At 72.1% G+C, this 24,037-nt stretch carries 24 protein-coding genes; 5 read left to right on the forward strand and 19 right to left on the reverse strand.

What is annotated here, in order from left to right; translation table 11 throughout:
* Positions 1–8 precede the first annotated feature (8 nt).
* From ispG to AC069R_RS02945, 16 genes are all read right to left on the reverse strand, one after another.
* On the reverse strand, positions 9–1,124 hold the full coding sequence (gene ispG / locus AC069R_RS02870; protein ID WP_478763952.1) for a flavodoxin-dependent (E)-4-hydroxy-3-methylbut-2-enyl-diphosphate synthase: 1,116 nt from the start codon (positions 1,122–1,124) through the stop codon (positions 9–11).
* Positions 1,125–1,128: 4 nt separating this feature from the next.
* Positions 1,129–2,151 carry an adenosyl-hopene transferase HpnH gene (gene hpnH, locus AC069R_RS02875; protein ID WP_397982958.1) on the reverse strand — a complete coding sequence of 341 codons (1,023 nt, stop codon included), beginning with the start codon at positions 2,149–2,151 and terminating at the stop codon, positions 1,129–1,131.
* Positions 2,152–2,157: 6 nt separating this feature from the next.
* The gene (locus AC069R_RS02880; protein ID WP_478763955.1) at positions 2,158–2,799 is read right to left on the reverse strand and encodes a phosphorylase family protein; all 642 of its coding nucleotides are present in this window, start codon (positions 2,797–2,799) and stop codon (positions 2,158–2,160) included.
* A gap of 1 nt (position 2,800) precedes the next feature.
* Positions 2,801–4,864, reverse strand: a complete 2,064-nt coding sequence (gene shc / locus AC069R_RS02885) for a squalene--hopene cyclase (protein WP_478763957.1) — start codon at positions 4,862–4,864, stop codon at positions 2,801–2,803.
* A 116-nt stretch (positions 4,865–4,980) separates the two neighbouring features.
* Positions 4,981–6,108 (reverse strand): polyprenyl synthetase family protein, encoded by a 1,128-nt coding sequence (locus tag AC069R_RS02890; RefSeq protein WP_397982961.1) that lies wholly within the window; start codon positions 6,106–6,108, stop codon positions 4,981–4,983.
* A complete protein-coding gene (gene hpnE / locus AC069R_RS02895) occupies positions 6,108–7,532 on the reverse strand; it encodes a hydroxysqualene dehydroxylase HpnE (protein ID WP_478763959.1) in 1,425 nt (474 codons plus the stop codon). The genes AC069R_RS02890 and hpnE overlap by 1 nt, the downstream gene beginning before the upstream one ends.
* Positions 7,529–7,657: a DUF6380 family protein gene (locus tag AC069R_RS02900; protein ID WP_478763960.1), complete on the reverse strand. Its 129-nt coding sequence runs from the start codon at positions 7,655–7,657 to the stop codon at positions 7,529–7,531. Before AC069R_RS02900 ends, hpnE begins: the two co-directional genes overlap by 4 nt.
* Positions 7,657–8,619, reverse strand: a complete 963-nt coding sequence (gene hpnD / locus AC069R_RS02905; RefSeq protein ID WP_478763961.1) for a presqualene diphosphate synthase HpnD — start codon at positions 8,617–8,619, stop codon at positions 7,657–7,659. The genes AC069R_RS02900 and hpnD overlap by 1 nt, the downstream gene beginning before the upstream one ends.
* Positions 8,616–9,512: a squalene synthase HpnC gene (gene hpnC / locus AC069R_RS02910; protein WP_478763963.1), complete on the reverse strand. Its 897-nt coding sequence runs from the start codon at positions 9,510–9,512 to the stop codon at positions 8,616–8,618. The genes hpnD and hpnC overlap by 4 nt, the downstream gene beginning before the upstream one ends.
* A 361-nt stretch (positions 9,513–9,873) precedes the next feature.
* The gene (locus AC069R_RS02915) at positions 9,874–10,686 is read right to left on the reverse strand and encodes an ABC transporter ATP-binding protein (protein ID WP_397982966.1); all 813 of its coding nucleotides are present in this window, start codon (positions 10,684–10,686) and stop codon (positions 9,874–9,876) included.
* Positions 10,679–11,608: an ABC transporter permease gene (locus AC069R_RS02920; protein WP_478763965.1), complete on the reverse strand. Its 930-nt coding sequence runs from the start codon at positions 11,606–11,608 to the stop codon at positions 10,679–10,681. The genes AC069R_RS02915 and AC069R_RS02920 overlap by 8 nt, the downstream gene beginning before the upstream one ends.
* A gap of 55 nt (positions 11,609–11,663) precedes the next feature.
* Positions 11,664–12,536 carry a glycosyltransferase family 2 protein gene (locus AC069R_RS02925; RefSeq protein WP_478764220.1) on the reverse strand — a complete coding sequence of 291 codons (873 nt, stop codon included), beginning with the start codon at positions 12,534–12,536 and terminating at the stop codon, positions 11,664–11,666.
* 8 nt (positions 12,537–12,544) lie between these two features.
* Positions 12,545–13,324 (reverse strand): CDP-alcohol phosphatidyltransferase family protein, encoded by a 780-nt coding sequence (locus tag AC069R_RS02930; RefSeq protein WP_397982969.1) that lies wholly within the window; start codon positions 13,322–13,324, stop codon positions 12,545–12,547.
* Complete coding sequence (locus AC069R_RS02935) at positions 13,302–14,363, reverse strand: iron-containing alcohol dehydrogenase family protein (protein ID WP_397982970.1); 1,062 nt, start codon at positions 14,361–14,363, stop codon at positions 13,302–13,304. The genes AC069R_RS02930 and AC069R_RS02935 overlap by 23 nt, the downstream gene beginning before the upstream one ends.
* Complete coding sequence (locus AC069R_RS02940) at positions 14,351–15,103, reverse strand: phosphocholine cytidylyltransferase family protein (RefSeq protein ID WP_478763968.1); 753 nt, start codon at positions 15,101–15,103, stop codon at positions 14,351–14,353. The genes AC069R_RS02935 and AC069R_RS02940 overlap by 13 nt, the downstream gene beginning before the upstream one ends.
* Positions 15,100–16,905 (reverse strand): DUF5941 domain-containing protein, encoded by a 1,806-nt coding sequence (locus AC069R_RS02945; protein ID WP_478763970.1) that lies wholly within the window; start codon positions 16,903–16,905, stop codon positions 15,100–15,102. Before AC069R_RS02945 ends, AC069R_RS02940 begins: the two co-directional genes overlap by 4 nt.
* A gap of 346 nt (positions 16,906–17,251) precedes the next feature.
* Here AC069R_RS02945 and galE point away from each other — a divergent pair, with 346 nt between their 5' ends.
* From galE to idi, 3 genes are all read left to right on the forward strand, one after another.
* On the forward strand, positions 17,252–18,223 hold the full coding sequence (gene galE, locus AC069R_RS02950) for a UDP-glucose 4-epimerase GalE (protein WP_478763972.1): 972 nt from the start codon (positions 17,252–17,254) through the stop codon (positions 18,221–18,223).
* Positions 18,224–18,380: 157 nt separating this feature from the next.
* Positions 18,381–19,322 (forward strand): cation diffusion facilitator family transporter, encoded by a 942-nt coding sequence (locus tag AC069R_RS02955; RefSeq protein WP_478763973.1) that lies wholly within the window; start codon positions 18,381–18,383, stop codon positions 19,320–19,322.
* 287 nt (positions 19,323–19,609) lie between these two features.
* A complete protein-coding gene (gene idi, locus AC069R_RS02960; RefSeq protein WP_397982975.1) occupies positions 19,610–20,203 on the forward strand; it encodes an isopentenyl-diphosphate Delta-isomerase in 594 nt (197 codons plus the stop codon).
* 74 nt (positions 20,204–20,277) lie between these two features.
* Here the strand turns inward: idi and AC069R_RS02965 are convergent, their stop codons facing one another.
* Together AC069R_RS02965 and AC069R_RS02970 are read right to left on the reverse strand one after the other, a co-directional pair.
* The gene (locus tag AC069R_RS02965; protein WP_478764222.1) at positions 20,278–20,769 is read right to left on the reverse strand and encodes an ATP-binding protein; all 492 of its coding nucleotides are present in this window, start codon (positions 20,767–20,769) and stop codon (positions 20,278–20,280) included.
* A 172-nt stretch (positions 20,770–20,941) separates the two neighbouring features.
* On the reverse strand, positions 20,942–21,523 hold the full coding sequence (locus AC069R_RS02970) for an HdeD family acid-resistance protein (protein ID WP_478763975.1): 582 nt from the start codon (positions 21,521–21,523) through the stop codon (positions 20,942–20,944).
* A 108-nt stretch (positions 21,524–21,631) separates the two neighbouring features.
* On the opposite strand from AC069R_RS02970, the gene AC069R_RS02975 reads away from it, so the two are divergent.
* Positions 21,632–22,381, forward strand: coding sequence for an enoyl-CoA hydratase/isomerase family protein (locus AC069R_RS02975; protein WP_478763977.1), 750 nt, complete (start codon positions 21,632–21,634; stop codon positions 22,379–22,381).
* Positions 22,382–22,754: 373 nt separating this feature from the next.
* Positions 22,755–23,045: a hypothetical protein gene (locus tag AC069R_RS02980; RefSeq protein ID WP_478763979.1), complete on the forward strand. Its 291-nt coding sequence runs from the start codon at positions 22,755–22,757 to the stop codon at positions 23,043–23,045.
* Positions 23,046–23,073: 28 nt separating this feature from the next.
* On the opposite strand, the gene AC069R_RS02985 is transcribed toward AC069R_RS02980, so the two are convergent.
* A complete protein-coding gene (locus tag AC069R_RS02985) occupies positions 23,074–23,709 on the reverse strand; it encodes a DJ-1/PfpI family protein (RefSeq protein ID WP_478763980.1) in 636 nt (211 codons plus the stop codon).
* Positions 23,710–24,037: the final 328 nt, after the last annotated feature.

Genomic DNA, 24,037 nt, shown 5'->3' on the forward strand with positions numbered 1-24,037 from the left:
ACGTGGACTCACTTCATCCGTTCGGCGAGCCGCTGGGCCTCCTCGATCAGGGTCTCGACGATCCTGGACTCGGGGACGGTCCGCACGACCTCCCCCTTCACGAAAATCTGTCCCTTTCCGTTGCCTGAGGCAACTCCCAGGTCGGCCTCACGGGCCTCTCCGGGACCGTTGACCACACAGCCCATCACCGCCACCCGCAGCGGCACTTCGAGGCCGTCGAGCCCCGCGGTGACCTCGTCGGCGAGCCGGTAGACGTCCACCTGGGCGCGGCCGCAGGAGGGGCAGGAGACGATCTCCAGACGCCGTTCGCGCAGCCCCAGCGACTGGAGGATCTGGAGGCCGACCTTGACCTCCTCGGCCGGCGGCGCGGACAGCGACACCCGGATGGTGTCGCCGATGCCCCGCGACAGCAACGCCCCGAATGCGACGGCCGACTTGATGGTGCCCTGGAACGCGGGGCCGGCCTCCGTGACGCCCAGGTGCAGCGGGTAGTCGCACTGTTCGGCAAGCTGCCGGTACGCCTCGATCATCACGACCGGGTCGTTGTGCTTGACCGAGATCTTGAGGTCCCTGAAGCCGTGCTCCTCGAAGAGGGACGCCTCCCACAGCGCCGACTCGACCAGCGCCTCCGGGGTGGCCCTGCCGTACTTCCGGAGCAACCGCCGGTCCAGCGAGCCGGCGTTGACCCCGATCCGGACCGGCGTGCCGTGGTCCTTCGCGGCGCGCGCGATCTGCGCGATCTGGTCGTCGAACTTCTTGATGTTGCCCGGATTCACCCGGACCGCCGCGCAGCCGGCCTCGATGGCCGCGAAGACGTACTTGGGCTGGAAGTGGATGTCCGCGATCACCGGGATCTGCGACTTGCGCGCGATGACGGCGAGGGCGTCCGCGTCGTCCTGCGTGGGGCAGGCGACGCGGACGATCTGGCAGCCGGACGCGGTGAGTTCGGCGATCTGCTGGAGGGTGGCGCCGACGTCCGACGTACGGGTCGTCGTCATCGACTGCACCGAGACCGGGGCCCCGCCCCCGACCGGTACCGGCCCGACATGGATCTGCCGCGACGCGCGCCGCGGGGCCACCTGCCGGGCCGGTACCCCGGGGACGCCCAGGGGTACGGCGGTCACCGCCTTACTCCCGGTTCCCCGAGACCGTCTCGCGCAGGGCCCGCAGCGACTCCGTCAGGGAGCCCATGGTGGCGAGTACGGCGGTGGGCTCGTAGCCGCAGTGCGCCATGCAGTTGGCGCAGCGCGGGTCCTTGCCGCGGCCGTACTTGTCCCAGTCGGTGTCCTCCACCAGCTCCCGGTACGTCGGCACGTACCCGTCGCTCATCAGGTAGCAGGGGCGCTGCCAGCCGAAGAGGGAGTAGTTCGGGATCGCCCAGGCGGTGCAGGGGAAGTCGACCTTGCCCTCCAGGAAGTCCAGGAAGAGCGGGGAGTGGTTGAGCCGCCATTTCCTGCGGTTGCCGCCCGCGAACGCCTTCTTGAACAGCTCGCGGGTCTGCTCCACGCCGAGGAAGTGCTCCTGGTCGGGGGCCTTCTCGTAGGCGTAGGCGGGCGAGATCATCATCTCGTCCACCTTCAGGTCGTCGTTGAGGAAGTTGAGCACCTCGACGACGGTCTGCGGGGTGTCGGTGTTGAAGAAGGTGGAGTTGGTGGTCACCCGGAAGCCGCGCCGCTTGGCCTCCTTGATGGCCGCCACCGCCTCGTCGAACACGCCTTCCTTGGCAACGGACTCGTCGTGCCGCTCACGCAACCCGTCGATGTGCACCGCGAAGGCGAAGTAGGGCGAGGGCGTGAACTTGTCCATCTTCTTGCGCAGCAGCATCGCGTTGGTGCACAGGAAGACGTACTTCCTCTTGGCCACCAACTGCCGCACGATCTCGTCGATCTGAGGATGCATCAGGGGCTCGCCGCCCGCGATGGAGACCATCGGCGCACCCGATTCCAGCACCGCTCCCACCGCCTGGGCGACCGGCATGCGCTGCTTGAGCACCCCGGCCGGGTGCTGGATCTTGCCGCAGCCCTCGCATTTGAGGTTGCACGCGAAGAGCGGTTCCAGCTCCACGATCAGCGGGAACTTGTCCCGCTTGCGGAGCTTCTGTTCGGCCAGGTATGTAGCGACCTTGATGGACTGGCGCAACGGCATGGCCATCTGGGCTCACCTCCGGGGGAGCGGCAAAGAACGGTGCCATTCGAAATATGCGGGAAGTACGGAACGAAGAACGCGGAAGGCTGATATTCCACCGCGCACCGTGCCGATCCGGACGAGTTCGTGTTCGGGAGTGTCCACGACCACCCGGACGGCGGCGACCGGGCGTTCGCCCGCGGTCACGGCGCTGAGCAGGGTGGCCGCGGACTCCATGTCGACGGCGATCGCGCCGGTCGCGCGCAGGGCGGACCGTTCGGGGCCGCGGACGACATGATCGGAGCCGGTGAGCGGGCCGGTGTGGACCGTGCGGCCGGGCAGCAGCCGCGCGAGTTCCTTCACCAGCAGTTCGGTGCCCGCGCACGGGACGATCCCGTGCGGGTCGCGGGTCTCCTCGGCGACCACCAGGTCACCGGGGTGCATACCGGGGGCGAGGCCCGCGCAGAAACCGGTGGCCAGTACGGCGGCCCCGGTGAGCGCGGGCCGGGCCAGGTGCCGGGTGAGGGAGCGCCGCGCCGCCCGCGGCCCCATCCCGGTACGGACGAACGTGACCGGCCCGCCGGCCCCGCCGCGGTCGCCCGAGCGCAGGGCGAGGTGCTCGATGCCGAGCGCGCAGGCGATCAGCAGCGGGGCCGGAGCGGGCTGGACGTTCACATCAGCTCCCCTTGGCCTCGGACAGGGGTGACCCCGCGGGCCCGGCCGCGGCGGCCCGCGGCCGGGGGGCCTTGGCGAGCAGCTGCCGCTCGAAGGGGTCGCCGTGCAGGTACCGGCCGAGCGCGGTGAGCGGGAACACCTGCCGGTACAGGTGGTAGTTGATGGAGAAGTCCCAGGGGAAGCCGGTGCCGGTGAAGTACGGCTCGTCCCAGGTGCCGTCCTCCCGCTGGGTGGCCGCGAGCCACTGGACGCCCCGCTCGACGGCCTTGGAGTCCTTCTCCCCCGCCGCGAGCAGCGCCATCAGCGCCCACGCGGTCTGCGAGGGGGTGGAGGCGCCCCGGCCGGCCCACTGCCTGGCGTGCTGGTAGGAGCGCAGGTCCTCGCCCCAGCCGCCGTCGTCGTTCTGGACCGACTCCAGCCAGGAAACCGCCCGCCGGATCGCCGGGTGCGAGCCGGGCAGTCCGGCCGCGGTCAGCGCGGGGACCACCGACCCGGTGCCGTAGATGTAGTTGACGCCCCAGCGGCCGAACCACGCCCCGCTGGGCTCCTGTTCGGCGAGCAGCCAGGCGATGGCGCGCCGGGTGCGCGGGTCGTGGGCGAGGCCCTCGGCGGCGAGCATCTCCACCACGTGCGCGGTGACGTCGGCGGACGGCGGGTCGATGACCTCGCCGAAGTCGCAGAACGGCAGCCGGTTCGGGAACGGGCTGGTGTTGTCGACGTCGAAGGCGCCCCACGCGCCGTTCTTCGACTGCATGCCGAGGTTCCAGCGCACCGCGCGCCCGATCGCCCGGTCCGTCCGCTCGGGGTCGTGGTGCCGGATCCGGCGCAGCGCGAGGGAGACCTCGGCGGTGTCGTCGATGTCCGGGTAGTTGTCGTTGTGGAACTCGAACGCCCAGCCGCCCGGCGGCAGTTGGGGGCGCTTGACGGCCCAGTCGCCGGGCCGGACGATCTCCTCGCCGAGCAACCAGTCGGCCGCCTTGACCAGTTGCGGGTGGTCGGCGGGCAGTCCGGCGTCGACCAGCGCGATGGCGGCGAGGCAGGTGTCCCACACCGGGGACTGGCAGGCCTCGATCATCCGGGCGCCGTCCTCGCGCCACACGGCGAACCGGTCCAGCGAGGCCAGCCCCTCGCGCAGCACCGGGTGTTCGAGGTCGTAGCCGAGCAGGTGCAGGGCGATGACCGAGTACACGGCCGGGGGCTGGATGCCGCCCCAGCAGCCGTCGTTCTCCTGCCGCTCGATGATCCAGCGGGCGGCGGCGTTCATCGCGGCCTTGCGCACCCGGCGCGGGACGACCTTGCGCAGCCGCTGGAGCCCCTTGTCCAGCCGCTGGAAGGCGCCGTCCCAGGTGTTCGCCGGGGCGAGGGGCTTGGGCGGGTTGGGGTTGGCCGGGTCGGTGTGCAGCTCGTCCAGCGCGAAGGGCGCGGGGCGCACCGGGCGCTTGGCCGAGACGATGGTGAGCGGCACGATCGTCTGCCGGGCCCAGCACCCGAAGTCGTAGATGTTCAGCGGCATCCAGCCGGGGAACCAGATCAGCTCCGGCGGCATCTCCGGCAGGTCCTCCCACTTCCACCAGCCGAACAGGGCCAGCCAGATGCGGGTGAAGACACGGGCGGCGGCGATGCCGCCCCGCTCGCGGATCCAGGCGGCGGCGCGCGCCATGTGCGGGGCGTCGGGCGCGTCGCCGGCCAGGCGCAGGGCGACGTACGCCTCGATGGTGGTGGACAGTTCGCCGGGCCCGCCCCAGAAGGTGGCCCAGGTGCCGTCCTCGCGCTGCTCACCGCGGATGAACTTCGCGGCGGCCCCCGTGATCTTGTCGTCCTGGATGCCCAGGAACTGGCGGAGCAGCAGGTCCTCGGCGTCCATGGTGACGTTGGTCTCCAGGTCGCCCTTCCACCAGCCCTCGGCGTCCTGCTTCGCGAGCAGGAAGTCGGTGGCGCGGCGGGCGGCCCGTGCGGCGGCTTCCGGTACCCCGGCCGCCTCGGGGGTGGTGAGGGTGGTGTCGCTGGCCGCGGCAGCGCGGGACGGCAAGGTGGCCCCGGTGCTTCCGTCGGTCGTCGCTGTCATGGCTTCCCCTTCGTACAGTCGTGCGAGACGTGCTGCTGTGGGTCCGCCGTCGGCCGGTGTGCTTCCTGTCGCGACACCGGCCGGCGACTACGCGAGGCTTGTTCGGCCGATAGTGATCATCTCTTCCGTACGACGACGAAGTCGGCGAGGGCCGTGAAGGCGGCCCGCACTCGGTCCGGCATGGCGACCGCGTCGAGGGCGCCGATCGCGATGGCATGCTGGCGGCGCGCCTCCTCGGCGGTCCATTCGCGGCCGCCGGCCTCCTCGATGAGGGCGGCGCGGGCCGCGAACTCCTCCTCGGAGAAGTTCTCGAAGTCGCTGCTCTTGGCGTCGGCGGCGAGGATCTCGCCGAGCCGCTCGGAGGCGGGGCCGCCGGCCGCGAGCGCCGCGACCACGGGCAGCGACTTCTTGCGCTGGCGCAGGTCGCTCCAGGTCTGCTTGCCGGTGGCCTCCGGGTCGCCCCAGATGCCGAGCAGGTCGTCCACGGCCTGGAAGGCGAGGCCGAGGTGGTAGCCGTAGCGCTCCAGCGCGTCGGCGGTGGCGTCGTCCGCGCCGCCGAGGACCGCGCCGATGGAGGAGGCGCAGGCGAGCAGCGCGCCGGTCTTGTTGCCCTCCATCTCCAGGCACTCCTCGACGCTGACCCGGTCGCGGTGCTCGTAGGAGATGTCCTGGGCCTGACCGTCGATCAGGGCGCGGGTCGCGGAGGTCAGCCGGCGGGTGGCGCGGCCGGCCTCGACCGAGCCGAGCTCCAGCAGCACCTCGTTGGCCAGCGCGAACAGGGCGTCGCCGACCAGGATGGCCTGGGCGGGGCCGTGCACCTTCCACACGGTGTCGCGGTGGCGGCGCTGCTCGTCGCCGTCCATCAGGTCGTCGTGCAACAGCGAGAAGTTGTGGACCAGTTCGACGGCGACGGCGCCCGGCACGCCGGTCTCGGGCGTACTGCCGGTGACCTCGGCGGAGAGCACGGCGAGCGCGGGCCGCACGGCCTTGCCGCCGTCGCCGTCGGCAGGGTTGCCGGCGGCGTCGATCCAGCCGAAGTGGTAGGCGGCGACGGTGTCCATGGGAGGAGCGAGGCGGTCGACGGCCGCACGCAGGACCGGTGTGGCCAGGGTCCGGCCGCGCTCCAGCAGCGCGGTGACGTCCACCGCGGTCTCCGTCGAGGCCGGGGGCACAGTGGGCACAGTCTCTCCTCTTGTTGCGGTACCGAAGGTGCGGGGGCCTGCCGCCGGCTGCCGATGGGGCATCAGGCCGCCTCCTCGAAGGCGAAGAGACGGCTCGGACGGGGCCGGCCCAGGGCGCGCAGCGCGGCGTCGGCCGCGCTCACTCCGCTGCGGACCGCACTCTCCATGGTCGCGGGCCACCCGGTGGCGGTCCACGCTCCGGCCAGGTACAGGCCGGCTGCCTTGGTGCGGGCGCCGGGGCGCAGCCGCCCGACGCCGGGGGCGGGCGCGAACGTCGCCGTGCGCTCGCGGGTCACGAAGAAGTCCTCGATCACGGCGCCGCGCGTACCCGGAACGAGCTTCTCCAGCTCCGGGACGTAGCGCTCGCGCAGCCGCGCGACCGGGAGGTCGATGTCGTCCTGCGCCGCCGACTGGGACAGCGCGAGGTACTGGCCCGAGCGGAGCCCGGAGGCGTGGGTGCGGTCGAAGACCCACTGCACGGGGGTGCCGAGGGCGGCGAAGAAGGGCCGCGCGAGGACCTTGCGGTCGTACACCACATGCACGTTGAGGATGGGGGCGGTGCCGATCTCCAGCAGCCGCTCGGGGGCGTCGAGGGCGCCGGGCGGCAGCAGGTCGTACGCCTCGCGCTGGGGTACGGCGAGGACGACGGCGTCGGTTTCGATGCGCTCGCCGGGAACCTCGACGCGCCAGCCGCCGTTCTCCATGGCAGAGACGGAGGTGACGCGTGAACGGATCTCGGTACGCACGCCCGCGGAGTCGAGCGCCCTGCGGGCCAGCCGGTCGTGCAGTTCGCCCAGCGGGACATGGGCCCAGCCGATGTCGGCCGCGCCCGGTTCGGACAGCAGACCGGTCTTGAACACCATCGCGGCGAGCCCCAGCGAGGCGTCGCCCGCGACCGCGTTGAGGGTGGCGACCCCGACCAGGTCCCACAGGGCCTCGACGGCACGCGCGGACTGGCCGTGGGCGGCCAGCCAGCTGCCGAAGTCCTGGGTGTCCAGGGTCGGATCGGCGAGGTCGAGACCCTTGAGCGCGAGCGCGGCCCGCCCGACCAGGGCGCGCTCGGCGAGCGAGAGGTGCGGATAGGCGGCCAGGCTGCGCCCCAGGTGCAGGGGGACGGGCAGCGGGTCGCGCCGCAGCCGGCCGAGCCGCCTGCCCTCGGGCTTGGCGAGGTCCACGACGGGCACGTCCAGGCGGTCCTGAAGCGGTGCCAGCGCCGCGCCCTCGATCCGGTCGAGGAACCAGCGGTAGGCGGTGCAGCAGCGCAGGTACACGTGCTGGCCGTTGTCGACGGTCAGTTCGCCGCGCTGGAAGGAGAAGGCGAGGCCGCCCAGCCTGGGCCTGCCTTCGAGCAGGGTGACGCGGACGCCCGCGTCGGCCAGGGCGAGTGCCGCGGTGATGCCGGCGAGGCCGCCGCCGATCACGACGGCGCCGCGCGGTGCGCTGTCGGGGATGCGGCGGCCCGGTGCGGGGCGTGCGCCGTCGCTCATGGTGCGTCCTTCCGTGCGTGCCGGCCGTGCTGGTTGAACGGTGCACGCACGGTCGTCGCAGTCAGGGACGCCACGCCGGGGCGCGGGGTTGCCCGGTGGAAGTCCTCTGGTCCGGTGAGGTCCATCAGGCGCGCCTCCCGACGGGCCGCCCGGCGCCGTGACGGGTGACCTGCCGGGTGTCGAGGCCGGACAGGCCGCGCACCGCGACGTACGCCTTCTCGTGTCCGGGCAGCGAGACCCGGCCGCGCAGCACGGCCTCGGGGTCGCGCGCGATGCGGTCGAGGAGGCGGCGGTAGATGCCGGCCATGGCGGCCACGCAGGCGCCGCTGCGCCGGTCGAGCATGGGCAGCAGCTGGTAGCCCTCGGCGAAAAGGGCGCGGGCGCGGCGGACCTCGAAGTGGACGAGGCCCGCGAAGTCGGAGCCCTCCGGGGGCGTCGGCCGCTCGAACCCGGCCGAGCAGCCGAACTTGGCCAGGTCGTCGGCGGGCAGGTAGGTACGGCCGTCCTGGGCGTCCTCGCGGACGTCCCGGAGGATGTTGGTGAGCTGGAGCGCGAGGCCGAGCGTGTCGGCGTACTCGGCGGCGCGCTCGGCGCCGCGGGCGCCCGGTTCGGTGCCGAACACGCCGAGCGAGAGGCGGCCGATGGCACCGGCGACACACCGGCAGTAGACCTTCAGGTCGTCCCAGGTCTCGTAGGTCTCCCCGCGCGTGTCCATCTCGACGCCGTCGATCAGCTCGTCCAGGCCGCCGAGCGGGATCGGGAAGGCGTCCGCGGCGTGCGCGAGGGCGACGGCCACCGGGTCGGTGTGGTCCTCCTCGATGCGGCCCTCGCGGATCCGGGCGAGCAGGGCGCGGGTCTCCTGGAGCCGTGCCACCTTCACGTCGTCGGCCAGGTCGCCGTCGCCGATGTCGTCGACACGCCGTGAGAACGCGTACAGCGCCGACATGGCGCGCCGCTTCGGTGTGGGCAGCAGCCGGATGCCGTACGCGAAGTTACGGGCCTGCTGTCCGGTCACCGTCTCGCAGTAGCGGTAGGCGGCGAGCACCGGTGCGGACACGTGCGACGGGGACTCCACGGTCCGGATCACCCCTCTCCTCGCAGAATCACGCCCGCCTCACGCAGCAACTGGACCTTGCCTGGCTTGGGCGGGCCGGGAAGTACGTCGTATTCGGCGGCGGCGATCGCGTGGACCGCCGCCCTTCCCCCCGCCACGAACCCTGCGAGCAGCAGCTTCAACCTGCCGTGGACGCTACCCACGAGGGGGGCGCCTTCATTCAGCAGATCGCGGGCGCGTTGTGCTTCGTATGCAACCAGGGCGCGCACCGATGCGCCCGCGGTTTTCACGGAAAGATCGGATTCCGTGACATGGAAGCGTTTCATGTCCTCGGCCGGAAGGTAGATCCGGTCGCGGCGGAGGTCCTCGGCGACGTCCTGGAGGTGCTCCACGATCTGGAGCGCGGTGCAGATCGCGTCGGAGAGCCGGATCCGCTCGGGGGTCGAGGTGCCGGTGACGGCGAGGACGAGGCGGCCGACGGGGTTGGCGGACAGTTCGCAGTAGGCGAGGAGGTCGTCGTACGTCTCGTACCGGGAGACGAGCTGGTCCTGGCGGTTGGCGGCGATCAGGCCGAGGAACGGCTCGGGGGTGAGCCCCCGGCGGCGTACGACGGGCTGGAGGCGGCGCAGCAGGGGATGGCGCGGCGTGGCGTCGAAGACCCGGCGCAGATCGGCCTCGAAGGCGTCGAGCAGGAGCAGCCGGTCGCCGGCCTCGGTGGCCGACACGCCGAGCAGTTCGGCGTCGGCCCCGCCGGGGGCGAGGTCGCCGTCGCCGATGTCGTCGACCAGACGGGCGAAGCCGTAGACCGCCATGAGGTCGTCGCGCCAGTCGCGGGGCAGGAAGAAGGGGGCCACGGGAAAGTTCTCGCTCGCGGCCTTGTCGAGGGTGGCGCGTTCCAGGTCCGGCGCCGCTTGGGTGGCCGTCATCGGGCGACGCCCGGAGCGGCAACGGCACATGCTGCGTTGAGCTGGGGAGTTTCCGTAGCCATTGCCGTCACATCTCCCGTTCTACACTGCCGACCCAATACACACTATTTCGGACACGCCGCCCGGCAATTCGCGGGGCGTGCCCTGGCGCAGGGTGTCGCGCATTATCGCCCCACTTGCCGCTTTCCGGCACCGGTACAGCTTACGTTGTACAACGCATCTAGCTTCCGGGGGGTGTCCCGCAGATCACAACAACACACCGATCGGCGTCAAGATTCCTGGCAGCCTTCGGAGTTGACGCTTCCTTTGCATACGCGGAGCCCCGCCGGAAGGTTGCCGGCGGGGCTCTGGCCGAAACAGTTCACTTGCCGGTGAACTTCTCGTACTCCTTGAGCACCTCTTCGGTCGGCCCGTCCATGCGCAGCTCACCGCGTTCCAGCCACAGCACGCGGTTGCAGGTGTCGCGGATGGACTTGTTGTTGTGGCTGACCAGAAAGACCGTGCCGGCCTCCTTGCGCAGTTCCCGGATGCGTTCCTCGGAGCGCTTCTGGAACTTGCGGTCACCGGTGGCGAGGGCCTCGTCAATCATGAGGACATCGTGGTCCTTGGCGGCGGCGATGGAGAAACGCAGCCGCGCGGCCATACCGGAGGAGTAGGTGCGCATCGGCAGGGTGATGAAGTCGCCCTTCTCGTTGATTCCGGAGAAGTCGACGATGTCCTGATAGCGCTCCTTGATCTGCTCGCGCGACATGCCCATGGCGAGGCCGCCCAGGATGACGTTGCGCTCGCCGGTCAGGTCGTTCATCAGGGCCGCGTTCACGCCCAGCAGGGAGGGCTGGCCGTCGGTGTAGACCTTGCCCCGCTCCGCGGGCAGCAGCCCGGCGATGGCGCGCAGCAGGGTGGACTTGCCGGAGCCGTTGGAGCCGATCAGGCCGATGGCCTCGCCCCGGTAGGCGACGAAGGAGACCCCGCGCACGGCGTGCACCTTGCGCACGCCCCGCTCCTCGCCGCGCCGCAGGATCCGGCTGAGGGCGGCCGTGGCGCTGCCCTTGCCGGTCTTGGCGCCGTTGACCCGGTAGACGATGTGCAGGTCGTCCGCGATGACCGTCGGGCGGCGCTCGCCGGTGCCCGTGGCGCCCTGCTGGGGGTTCCGCTCGGCGTTCTGCTCAGCCACGGCCGTACCGCTCCTCCGCCTTCCAGAAGTACACGAAGCCGCCCGCGAAGACCGCCACGGCCCAGAACGCCGCGATCGCCCACACGTGCGGGGGCAGGTTCGAGGCGCCGTAGCCGTCGATCAGCGCGAAGCGCATCAGGTCCATGTAGATCGCGGCCGGGTTGACCTGGAGCAGCCGCACCGCCCACTCCGGGCGGTCCGCCATCATCGTGCTGATGGAGAACATCACGCCGGAGGTGTACATCCAGGTGCGCAGCACGAACGGCATCAGCTGCGCCATGTCCGGCGTCTTGGCGCCCATCCGGGCCACGATCAGCGCAAGGCCGGTGTTGAACAGGAACTGGAGCGCCAGCACCGGCACGATCAGCAGCCAGGACATGCCCGGATAGCTGCCGAAGCCGATCGCCACGACGAACAGCACGATCATCGAGAACAGCAGCTGCTGGAGCTGCTGGAGCGAGAAGGAGACGGGCAGCGAGGCGCGCGGGAAGTGCAGGGCGCGCACCAGCCCGAGGTTCCCGGAGATGGCGCGCACGCCCGACATGACCGAGCTCTGCGTGAAGGTGAACACGAAGACGCCGGTGACCAGGAACGGGATGTACACGTCATGCGACATGCCGCGGCTGGCGTGCAGGATGACGCCGAAGATGAAGTAGTACACGGCCGCGTTCAGCAGCGGGGTGGCGACCTGCCACAGCTGGCCCAGCTTGGCCTGGCTGTACTGCGCCGTCAGCTTCGCCTGCGAGAAGGCGAGGATGAAGTGGCGCCGGCTCCACAGCTGACGGACGTACTCCACCAGCGAGGGACGGGCGCCGCTGACGGCGAGCCCGTACCGGGCGGCCAGCTCGGCCGGCGTCAGCCCCTCGTCGGGCACCGGTATCGCGCCCACCGCGACACCGGCGTCATGCGTTGTGTGACTCACGAGTAAGAACCCGGACTCTCTCGGTAAGAAGCTTGCTGTTCAGGTAAGAAGCTTCTCAGATGACCGGGGGACGGCCCAGCCGGGTGAGCCGCCAGACCGTGCGCCAGCGCATCGGACGGCGCGGACCGCAGGACGTGGTCCAGCCCTCCTTGAACCCGCCGAACCAGGCCTTCAGGGCCGGCCGCGAGGGGCGGCGGGCCAGCGTCAGCAGCAGCCAGACCCCCAGGTAGACGGGGATCAGCGGGGCGGGGAGGTTGCGCCGGGCGAGCCAGACGCGGTTGCGGGCCACCATGCGGTGGTAGACGGCGTGCCGGGAGGGCGCGGTCGTCGGGTGGTACAGCACCATGTCGGAGCGGTAGTCGATCAGCCAGCCGGCGTCCAGCGCCCGCCAGGCCAGATCGGTCTCCTCGTGGGCGTAGAAGAACTCGTCGGGCAGCCCGCCGACCTGGGCGAACACCGCGGTGCGCACCGCGTTGGCGCCGCCCAGGAAGGTGGTCACGCGCGAGGAGCGCAGCGGGTCCGAGGCGCGCAGCCGGGGCACATGGCGGCGCTGCGTCTCGCCGGTCTCGGGGTCGGCGATGCGGAAGCTGATGATGCCCAGCTCCGGGTCGGCGGCGAAGGCCTCGCGGCACAGCTCGGCGGTGTCGCGCCGGGCGAGCAGGCCGTCGTCGTCCAGGAAAAGCAGGATGTCGACATCCTGGCCGCCGGGGCCGAACGCCTCTATGCCGACATTGCGGCCGCCCGGAATGCCGAGGTTCTCCGGCAGTTCGACGGTGCGTACGCCCTCGGGGACTTCGGGCACCGGGGAGCCGTTGCCGACGACGACCACCTCGACCCGGTCCCCGTCCTGCCCGGCGACCGAGTCGAGCAGGGCGCGCAGCTCCTCGGGCCGGTTGCCCATGGTGATGATGACGGCGCCGACCCGCATGGCCGCGCTCACTTCAGCCTGCTGGAGGCGAGGATGGACACCAGGTGCAGCAGCGTCTGGAGCAGGGCGATGCCGGCGAGGACGGCGGTGCCGAGCCGGGTGAAGAACAGGTCGCCGTGGATGTGGTCCGCGATGGCGAGGAGCACGATCAGCAGCGAGGCCTCGATGCCGAGGATGAGCCGGTGGAACTTCAGCGCCGAGGCGGCCCGGCGGGCCAGCGCCATCCCGGAGGAACGCGGCTCGGCGGCGGCTTCCTGCACCGGCGGCCGGCCGGTCTGGTGCCGGGCCACGCCGACCAGGTCGGTCTCCGCCTTGATCAGGATCGCGCCGAGCGCGGCCAGGGTGCCGAGGAAGGCCCACAGCCAGTCGATACGGCCGCCGCCCCACAGGTCGGCGGCGCGCAGCCCGAGGCCGACCAGCACGGCCGCGTCGGTGAGGTAGGCGCCGACGCGGTCCAGGTAGACACCGGCGAGCGAGTACTGCTTGCGCCAGCGCGCGATCTCGCCGTCGACGCAGTCCAGCAGCAGGTAGAGCTGGGTGGCGACGACGCCGAGGATCGCGCCCCAGATCCCCGGCACCAGCAGGGCCGGGGCCGCGAGCACACCGCACAGGGTCATCAGGTACGTGAGCTGATTGGGCGTGACCCTGGTGTTCACCAGGTAGCGGTCGATGCGCAGGGAGACCTCGCGCATGTAGAGGCGTCCCGCCCAGTGCTCACCGCTGCGCCGGTCCTTCACCCCTGCGGGGTGGACGACCGGACGGAGTTCAGCTACCGATGGCCTTGACATAGTCGGCGTAGATGTCCTTGATCTGGGTCGGCTTGAGGTCGAGGTGTTCGAGGATGGTGTAGCGGCCCGGCCGGGTCTCCGGCGCGAACTCCACGGCGCGGACGAACTCGTCCACGGTGAAGCCGATCTCCTCCGGCAGCACCGGTAGTCCGTGCCGGCGCAGCACCCCGGCGGTGTGCGCGGCCTCCTCGTGGGCCCCGCGCAGATACATGGCGAAGGCCGCGCCGAGCCCGCACTGCTCGCCATGGGCGGCCGCGCGCTTCGGGAACAGCAGGTCGAAGGCGTGGTTGATCTCGTGGCAGGAACCGGAGGAGGGCCGGGAGTCACCGGAGATCGACATCGAGATGCCGCTGAGCACCAGCGCCTCGGCGAGCACCTGGAGGAAGCCGTTGTCGCCGATGCCGCCGGGGTGCCGCAGCACCGCCTCGCCGGCCTGGCGGGCCATGGCCGCGGCGAGACCGTCGATCTTCTCGCCGTTGACCCGGTGGGACAGCTCCCAGTCCGCGATCGCGTTGATGTTGGAGATGGCGTCGCCGATGCCGGCCCGGACGAAGCGGGCCGGGGCCGCGCGGATCACGTCCAGGTCGATGACGACCGCGATCGGGTTCGGCACGCCGTAGGAGCCGCGCCCCGCGTCGTTGTCCAGGGTGGCGACCGGCGAGCACAGGCCGTCGTGCGCGAGGTTCGTGGGCACGGCGACCAGGGGCAGGCCGATGCGCGCCGCGGCGAACTTGGCGCAGTCGATGATCTTGCCGCCGCCGAGCCCGACCACCGCGTCGTAGTGGCCGGACTTCATCTCGCCGGCCAGCCGGATCGCGTCGTCCAGGGTGCCGCCGCCCACCTCGTACCAGGACGCGCCGGGCAGCGAGGGGGCGAGGCGCTCGCGCAGCTGGGCGCCGGAGCCGCCGCTGACGGCGACGGCGAGGCGGCCCGACTGGGAGATGCGCTCGTCGGCGAGGACACCGGCCAGGTCGTCCAGGGCACCCGGACGGATGTCCACGACGACCGGCGAGGGGATCAGCCGGGTCAGTAGCGGCACGCGATCTCCCGCCCCTTGGCCAGGTCGTCGTGGTTGTCGATCTCGACCCAGTCGACGTCGCCGATGGGCGCCACGTCGATCCGGAAGCCGCGGTCGACCAGCTCCTGGTAGCCGTGCTCGTAGAACTGCTGCGGGTCGGTCTCCCAGACCGTCTTCAGCGCGTCGCCCAGCGCCTCGGCCGCGTCGCCCTCGATCAGGGTCACGCCGATGTACTCGCCGGTCGCCTCGGCCGGGTCCATCAGCTTCGTGATCCTCGTCATCCCCTTCTCGGGGTCGACGACGACCTTCATCTCCTCGTCCGCCAGGGACTTCACGGTGTCGAGCGCGAGGATGATCTTCTTGCCGTCACCGCGCGCGGCCAGCAGCGTCTCCTCGACGGAGACCGGGTGCACGGTGTCGCCGTTGGCGAGGATCACGCCGTCCTTGAGCGCGTCCCGGCCGCACCACAGGGAGTAGGCGTTGTTCCACTCCTCGGCCTTGTCGTTGTCGATCAGCGTCAGCTTCAGGCCGTACTTCTCCTCCAGGGCGGCCTGGCGGGCGTAGACGGCCTCCTTGCGGTAGCCGACGATGACCGCGACCTCGGTGAGGCCGATCCGGGCGAAATTGCCGAGGGTGAGGTCGAGAACCGTGGGCTCGCCCTCTATGCCCGCGGGCCCCACCGGCACCAGCGCCTTGGGCAGGGTGTCCGTGTAGGGGCGCAGACGCCGTCCGGCGCCGGCCGCCAGCACGAGGCCGATCATGCGGTTTCTCCTTCATCGTGTACGGCGGGCGCCCCTGCGGACACCCAGAACCGGATGCTCTCCGCGAGCACCACCAGGGCGACGACCACGGCGAGTACCGTGAGCGCGGCCGTGAACTGCGCCGCGGTGAGCGCCGCGGCCAGGACGGTGACGAGCAGGGTGCGCCCGTCGTGCCCCCCTATGGAGCGCACCAGCCAGGCCGGCGGCGCTCCGGCGTTGCCGCGGATGCGGTACACCGTGTCGTAGTGATGGTAGGCGACCGCCGCCACCAGCCCGAAAGCCGCGGGAAGCGCTCCGTTCACGTCCGCTTTGCACGCGAGCGCGAGGACGGTGCCGTACTCGGCGGCGCGGAAGAACGGCGGGACCAGCCAGTCGAGGGCGCCCTTGAGCGGGCGGGCGACGGCGAGGGCCGAGGTGAGGACGTAGACCAGGGCGCCGATCACCGGCAGCACCGAGCCGTGGCCGCAGAAGGCCGAGCAGGCGACGACCGCGGCGCCGCCGAGCAGGGCGACGGCGGGCACCGCGAGGCCGGGCAGACCGCGCCGGGCGAGGCGCCGGACCGCCTCGGTGAGCGGGCCGCAGTCGGCGAGGTCGGCCAGCGCCTGCGCGGCGCGGTCGGTGCGGTGCGCCCTGCGGGTCAGCGAGCGCAGCACCCGGCCTGCGGTGGTGTACGCGGCGGCGAAGGCGCAGCCGACGAGCAGCGCGTAGAAGGTGATCCGGGGGGTGGTGAACGCGGTCAGGACCGCGATCATCGCCCAGCGCTCGCCGATCGGCAGCACGATCATCCGGCGCACCCACACCGTCCAGCCGACGCTGTCCAGCTTGTCGGAGAGGGCGGCGGTGGGGCTGGTGTTGGCGGTGGCGTCGTGGTTGGCCTCGTTGAAGGAGAAGTCGACCACGTGCCGGCAGGTCTGGAGGACCATCGCGCCGAGCGCGAGTGCCCAGACGTCGTCATGGCCGCCGCGGGCCGCGCCGAGGGCGAGACCGGCGTAGTAGGCGTACTCCTTGGCCCGGTCGAAGGTGGCGTCGAGCCAGGCGCCGAGCGTGGAGTACTTCAGGGCGTAGCGGGCGAGCTGGCCGTCGGTGCAGTCCAGCACGAAGGAGGCGATCAGCAGCACGCCGGCGGCTATGAAACCGCCGCGGCTGCCGGTGGCCGCGCAGCCGGCCGCGATCAGCGCGGTGAGCAGCGAGGCGGTGGTGACCTGGTTCGGGGTCAGGCCGCGGCGGGCGCACCAGCGGGCGATGTAGCGCGAGTACGGGCTGACGCAGTGCGTGGTGAAGAAGCCGTCGCGGGACTTCACGGCCGACTTCAGGCGTACGGCCTCGTCGTCCACGGCGGCGACGGCCTGCCGCGCCTCGTTGCGGGCCTGCGGATCGGCGGGTACGACGGCGACGAGGCTGCCCAGCTCGGGGCGGTGGACCTCGCTGCCGTCGGCGTCCAGCTCGGTGACGATCCGGTCGGCGAGGCTGCTGCCGACGGTGACCGCGGTGCCGCCGCCCGAGGAGGTCTCGCGGGCCACGGCGCGGGTCAGCGCCTGCCGGGCGGCGGGCTGGGCGGTGACGGCGCCGGGTACGGCGGCGAGCGGGAAGCGGGGGTCGGTCAGGCCGAGCCGCAGGGCGTGCACATGGCCGACGAAGCCGGCGTCGACCACGGCGACGCGGTCACCGGCGGGGGCGGCGGCCAGCAGGGTCTCGGTCTCGGCGGTGCTCTCCGCCATCCGGACGTCGAAGCCGAGGGACCGCAGATCGCTCTCGAGCGACGATCCGGGGACCGGCTGACCGGTGACGATGGCGGTCGGCAACCGTACTCACTCCCTGGGTGCCGGCGCGTCGGCGCCGGTCTTCTGCATGGTGGGGCGCCCCTTGCCTGCGGCAGCCGGGCGGCATGTCGGCAGAGGGTATCGGATGAACCGAAGCCCGTGTTCACCGGCCGTTCACGGCCTGTCCCGCGTCCGGGGACCGGCCCTTTGCCGCGATCATCATGGGCGATCCGGCCCCGCCCCCACAAACCGCGGCCGCAGACTCGGGCATCCGGGACAGGGGCGTCGACGTGGGGTACGCGAACGGTCGCCGAGGGCTACCGGGCCGGCCGCCGATCACCCGCACGGCCACGAGCGGCCCACCCCGCGGAGCATAAGGTGGGGAAGCATGACCTGGCTGATCACCGGCGGTGCCGGATACATCGGGGCGCACGTGGCACGCGCCATGGCCGGCGCCGGCGAGAAGGTCGTCGTACTGGACGACCTCTCCACCGCCGTCCCCTCCCGGCTCCCCTCCGGCATCCCGCTCGTCACCGGCTCCACCCTCGACGCGCCCCGCCTGCGCGAGGTCTTCGCGGCGCACGGCGTCACCGGCGTCGTCCACCTCGCCGCCCGCAAGCAGGTCGCCGAGTCCGTCGCCGAGCCCACCCGCTACTACCGGGAGAACGTCGGCGGCCTCGCCACCCTCCTGGACGCCATGGCCGCCTCGGACGTGCGCCGACTGCTGTTCTCCTCCTCCGCCGCGGTGTACGGCAACCCGGACGTGGACCTGATCACCGAGGACACCCCCTGCGCCCCGGTCAACCCCTACGGGGAGACCAAGCTGGCCGGCGAGTGGCTGGTCCGGGCGGCCGGGCGGGCGTACGGCATCTCGACCGTGTGCCTGCGCTACTTCAACGTGGCGGGCGCGGCGGCGCCGGAACTCGCGGACACCGGGGTGTTCAACATCGTGCCGATGGTCTTCGACCGGCTCACCCGCGGCGAGGCTCCCCGGATCTTCGGCGACGACTACCCGACGCCGGACGGCACCTGCGTACGGGACTACATCCATGTGGCCGACCTCGCCGAGGCCCACCTCGCCGCGGCGCGCCGCCTCGCCGGTGCCGGTCCGGCCGGTGATCTGACGCTGAACATCGGCCGCGGCGAGGGCGTTTCGGTCCGGGAGCTGATCACGGTCATCGGCGAGGTCTCCGGCGACCGGCGGGAACCGGTCGTGGAGCCCCGCAGGCCCGGTGACGCGCCCCGCGCGGTCGCCTCGGCCGAACGCGCCGCCCGGGAACTGGGCTGGCGTGCCCGCCGGGACGTCCACGAGATGGTGCGCTCCGCGTGGGAGGGCTGGCAGCTGCATCACGCGAAGTAGCCCGCGAGGGGTCCCGCAGGCATCCCGTACCGCCCTGACCAGCGGATCGTTTCCGCAGGTCAGGGCACATGACAACGGTGTTCAGTGCCGCGTTGCCCCATACCCCCCGCCCGTAGTTGACTGGGCCCCCGGACGACCACGGAAGGACGGTTCCGCCATGGGGGCTGGGCACGATCACGGGCACGCACACACCCACGCGCCGCCCACGGGCACGGCCGCGGCCGCCTACCGCGGCAGGCTGCGGATCGCCCTCGGCATCACGCTGACGATCATGGTGGTGGAGATCGCCGGCGGTTTCCTCTCGGACTCGCTCGCGCTGATCGCGGACGCCGCGCACATGGCGACCGACGCGGTGGGCCTCGGCATGGCGCTGCTGGCGATCCACTTCGCCAACCGCCCGGCGAGCGCCAACCGCACCTTCGGCTACGCGCGCGCCGAGATCCTCGCCGCCCTGGCCAACTGCCTGCTGCTGCTCGGCGTCGGCGGCTATGTGCTGTACGAAGCGGTCCAGCGGTTCGTCACCCCCGCGGACACCCACGGCGGTCTGATGATCCTGTTCGGCGCGATCGGCCTGGTGGCGAACTCCGTCTCGCTCGTCCTGCTGATGCGCGGACAGCAGGAGAGCCTGAATGTGCGCGGCGCCTTCCTGGAGGTCGCCGCCGACGCGCTGGGCTCGGTCGCGGTGATGATCTCGGCCGCGGTGATCCTGCTCACCGGCTTCAGGGCCGCCGACCCGATCGCCTCGCTGGTCATCGGTCTGATGATCGTGCCGCGCACGCTGAAGCTGCTGCGGGAGACGCTGGACGTACTGCTGGAGGCGGCGCCGAAGGACGTCGACATGGCGGAGGTCCGGGCGCACATCCTGGCGCTGGACAGCGTGGAGGACGTACACGACCTGCACGCCTGGACGATCACCTCCGGGATGCCGGTGCTCTCCGCGCACGTGGTGGTCAGCTCGGAGGCGCTCAGCGCCATCGGGCACGAGAAGATGCTGCACGAGCTCCAGGGCTGCATCGGCACGCACTTCGACGTCGAGCACTGCACCTTCCAGCTGGAGCCTGGCGGACACGCGGAGCACGAGGCGCGGCTCTGCCACTGAGCCGGAGCCGCAGGCGCCGGGCGGCGGGCGGCGGGCGGCGGGCGGCGGGCGGCGGGCGGCGGGCGGCGGGCGGCGGGCAGGATCGGCAGGGGCGTGCGGCCCGGAAGTCGTTCATCCGTTCGACGACACCCGGACGGTTCCCTTCCGCGAGGCGGGGGCACGATGATCTACCGGGTCCCCCTTCCGGCGCCGTCGCACGCTCTGACATGCGGGTGTGCCGGGAAGTGCCGGGAGTGCCGGATTCGTACGGCAGACTTGGGGGGCGAAGACCGAGGCGAAGGATGGGTATGCCGATCACACCTGCCACCGAGACGCACAGCTCGACGAACGGCGCCGCTCAGGCGATCCTGCTGGAACTCGTCGACGAGAAGGGCGTGACCATCGGCACCGCGGAGAAGCTCGCCGCCCATCAGGCGCCGGGGCAGTTGCACCGCGCGTTCTCGGTGTTCCTCTTCGACGAGCAGGGCCGGCTGCTGCTCCAGCAGCGGGCGCTCGGCAAGTACCACTCCCCCGGCGTGTGGTCCAACACCTGCTGCGGCCACCCCTACCCCGGTGAGGCGCCGTTCGCCGCCGCCGCCCGGCGGACGTACGAGGAGCTGGGCGTGTCGCCCTCGCTGCTGGCCGAGGCGGGCACCGTGCGCTACAACCACCCGGACCCGGCCTCGGGCCTGGTGGAGCAGGAGTTCAACCACCTGTTCGTCGGCCTGGTGCAGACGCCGCTCGCGCCGGACGCGGAGGAGGTCGCCGCGACCGCCTTCGTGACCGCGCAGGAGCTGGCCGAGCGGCATGCCCGCGACACGTTCTCGGCCTGGTTCATGACGGTGCTGGACGCGGCCCGCCCCGCGGTCCGGGAGCTGACGGGCCCGGCCGCGGGCTGGTGACGCCTTCCCGGCGCCCGCGGCCTCGGCGGTGTCCGCGGTGTCCGCGGCGTCGGTCGGTGTCGGTCGGTGTCGGTCTAAGGGGACGCGGGCTTGAGCGGCAGGGTGGCCCAGATCACCTTGCCGCCGCTCGCCGTGTGCTCCACCTCGACCACCCCGCCCGCCTCTCGGGCCACCTCGCGCACCAGGAGCAGCCCCCGCCCGCCGGTCCGGCCGTGGTCGGCCTCCAGGGCCGTCGGACGGTAGGGGTGGTTGTCCTCCACGGCCACCCGCACCCACTCGGCGCCGACCGCGACCTCCACCGCCAGCACGGGCGACAGCAGGGCCGCGTGCTTGACCGCGTTGGTCACCAGCTCCGAGACGATCAGCAGCAGGCCCTGCACCAGATCCTCGGAGACCGGCACGCCCTGGCGCAGCAGCAGGTCCCGCACCGCGTGCCGGGCCTGCGGGACCGAGGCGTCCACCGCGGCCGCGGTGAACCGCCAGACGCCCTCGTACGGCAGTGGGTGGGGCGCCCGCTCGGCGCCCCCCGCTGGGCGCGGACCGTCCTCGCGCCCGTGGTTGTCCATCGTCCGGTCGCCACCCTCGCGCTCGATTGTCACCACGCACCGAGTGTTGGCAACGGCCGGCTCCGCCCCGGACACCTGAACAGAAGTCGCCGGATATCGAGCGCTTTCCGACCGACTGCTACCGACTGCTTATGACAACGTCACGTGTCGGACTGCTTTTCACGCCTGCTTCTCACGCCTGCCGCTGCTCGCTGACGAGGCCGACGATCCGGCGGCCGCCGTAGCCGGTGGCGACCAGGCCGAGGCCGTCGAACAGCAGGGCGAGCGAGAAGAAGGCGCCGATGACGTACTGGCTGCTGCCGGGCCAGTGGGCGAGGACCAGGATGCCGAGCAGCAGGTCGAAGACGCCGAGCAGGAGGGTCCAGCCGAACTGGGGGCCGCGTACGACCATGCTGCCGACCAGCCGGAAGAGGCCGGCGGACAGGAACAGCAGCGCGGCGAACATGGTGAGCGCGGCGGCGGCCGCGTGCGGCAGCCGGATGACGACGACGCCGGCCGCGATGTTCAGGGCGGCCACGATCACGCCGAGCCAGAAGTAGCTGGTGCCGCGGGCCTGGATCGCGTGCAGCAGGCCGACGATCCCGCCGATCAGCAGCAGCCAGCCGAACAGCAGCATCGAGGTGAGCGTGGCGACCCCGGTGTAGACGAGCCCGACGATTCCGGCGAGGACGAGGATCACGCCGAGCACCGCGAGCAGGCCGAACCCCTGGCGCATCGATGCCGCCCTGTCCTTGGGCTTTCGCGCCCTGGCCATCGCCACCTCCTCGGCAGTCTCCCAGGCCCCCGCTACGAGCATTCTCCCTCTTTGTCCCCCTCCCGGGCGGGGTCGTAACTCCGGAGGCGGGCGGATAGCATCCCGCGCATGGAGCCCCAGCTGTCCCACCAGGTCACCGACTCCGTCGCCACGGTCGTGATCGCCCATCCGGCCAAGCGCAACGCCATGACGGCCGGCATGTGGCGGGCGCTGCCGCCGCTGCTGGCCCGGCTCGCCCGCGATCCCGCGGTACGGGCGCTGGTGCTGACCGGCGAGGGCGGCACCTTCTGCGCGGGCGCGGACATCTCCACGCTGCGGGGGTCGGCCGGACCGGCGCAGGGGCTCGCGGTGGCGGCGGAGGAGGCGCTGGCCGCGTTCCCGAAGCCGACCGTGGCCGCGGTGCGCGGGTACTGCGTGGGCGGCGGGGTGCAGCTCGCGGCGGCCTGCGATCTCCGGCTGGCCGAGGAGGGCGCGCTGTTCGGGGTGACCCCGGCGCGGCTCGGCATCGTCTACCCCTCCTCCTCGACCCGCCGCCTGGTGTCCCTGGTGGGCCCGGCGACCGCCAAGTACCTTTTGTTCACGGCCGAGTTGATCGACACGGAGCGCGCACTGCGCACGGGTCTGGTGGACGAGGTGCTGCCCGAGGGCGAACTGGACAAGCGGGTCGCCGAGTTGACGCGGACGCTGGTCGCCCGTTCGGGGCTCACCCAGGCCGCCGCCAAGGAGTTCGCGGACGGCCGCGAGGACCGGGACGCCCACTGGACGGAGCAGGCACGCACCGCCGGTGACACCGCGGAGGGCGTGAGCGCCTTCCTGGAACGCCGCTCCCCGCACTTCACCTGGACCCCGCCCGAGTGAGGCGGCCGCGCCGCTGACCCGGTACGCCGGATACCACGTCGGCGCGGAGGGCATCCTGGACGCTGGCCGGGAGTGGTACCGGGAGCGCGATCTGCTGCCGGGCGGGGTGGAGACGGCCATCGGGGCCGGGGGCCGTCCCAGTGGCGCACGGCCTGTTACTCACTTTCGGGTGAGCGCGGGGGCGCGCAGGGGCGCGAAAGCGCAGGAAGAGGGCGCATTCAGGGCATAAATGGTTGCTACAGGCGACTGTTACGGAAGTCCCTTATATACGTAATGCCGTCTGCGTGTCCTCCGTGTCGGCAGGGCGCGGGTCGCAGGGTGTGGTCGTGCGGCCGACCGGTCGCACGACCACACCCTTGTGAAGGGGGACCTCGTGTCCGTTCTCACCTCTGTCCGGAGACTGACCGCCGCCGGTGTCCTGGCCGCCGCCGTCGTGGGCGCGGCCGCCCTGCCGGCCGCCGCCGCACAGCCGGTGGCCCGCCCGCACCGGGCCGTCGCCACCGACGCGCGGCACTTCCCGTACCCCGGCGACCGCTGGGGCCGCGACCACCGGCGCGGCCGGGACCACCGCGGCGACGGCCGGTGGTACGGCCACCGGCACGGCGGCGACGGCCGCTTCGGCGACCACGACCACCGCGAGCACCGCGAGCACCGCGGGTACTGATCCTCCGCGTGTGCGGAGCCCTTGGCGGCTATGAACGGTTGAAACGCCCGCCCGCCCTCAGTTCCTCGACCAGATGGGCGGGCGCCTTCTCGGGGGACCCGGCGTCGTAGGGCGGCTGCGGGTCGTACTCGGTCCACAGCTGGACGGCCTGGGCGTGTTCGTCGCCCGCGATCCGGCCGACCAGGGTGAGCGCCATGTCGATGCCGGAGGAGACCCCGGCCGCGGTGACGTACTTGCCCTCGGTCACCACCCGCTCGCCGGTGGGCCGGGCGCCGTACTTCTCCAGCATCGGCAGCACGGTCCAGTGGCTGGTGGCAGGGCGACCCGCCAGCAGCCCGGCGGCGGCGAGCAGCAGCGAGCCCGAGCACACCGAGGTCGTCCACGTGCTCGTGGTGTCGGCGGTGCGCAGCCAGTCCAGCAGGACCGGGTTCTCCAGCTGGGCCAGGGTGCCGAGGCCGCCGGAGACGACGACGATGTCCGGGTCCGGCAGCTCGTGCAGGGCCCGGTCCGCGGTGAGGGCGAGGAAACCGGTCTCGGTGCGGACGGGCCCGGCCTGCTCGGCGACGAAGGTGAGGCGCACGTCCGGGAGGCGGCTGAGGATCTCGTAGGGCCCCACGACATCGAGGGCGGTGAAGCGGTCGTAGACGACGACGGCGATCTGCACGGTGAATCCTTTCGGGTCCGGCCGACAAGGGTGGCGGTCGGCCGAGGGTGATCAGCGGTGACGGTCGGCCGACAGTGATCGGCGATGGCGGTCGGCCGACGGTGATCGGAGGTGGGCGGTGGCGCTCGGCCGACGGTGGTCCGCGGTCGGCGGCGATGGTCTCCGGCCGTCGGTGGCGGTCCCCGGCCGATTGGTGGCCCCCGGTCGGTGGTGGTGGTCCCCAGTTGTCGGTGATGGTCTCTGGCCGTCGTTGGTGGCCCCCGGTCGGTGGTGGTGATCCCCAGTTGTCGGTGGCGGTCCCCGGCCGATTGGTGGTCTGCGGCCGGTG

The organism is Streptomyces sp. NPDC043952 (assembly GCF_056435325.1).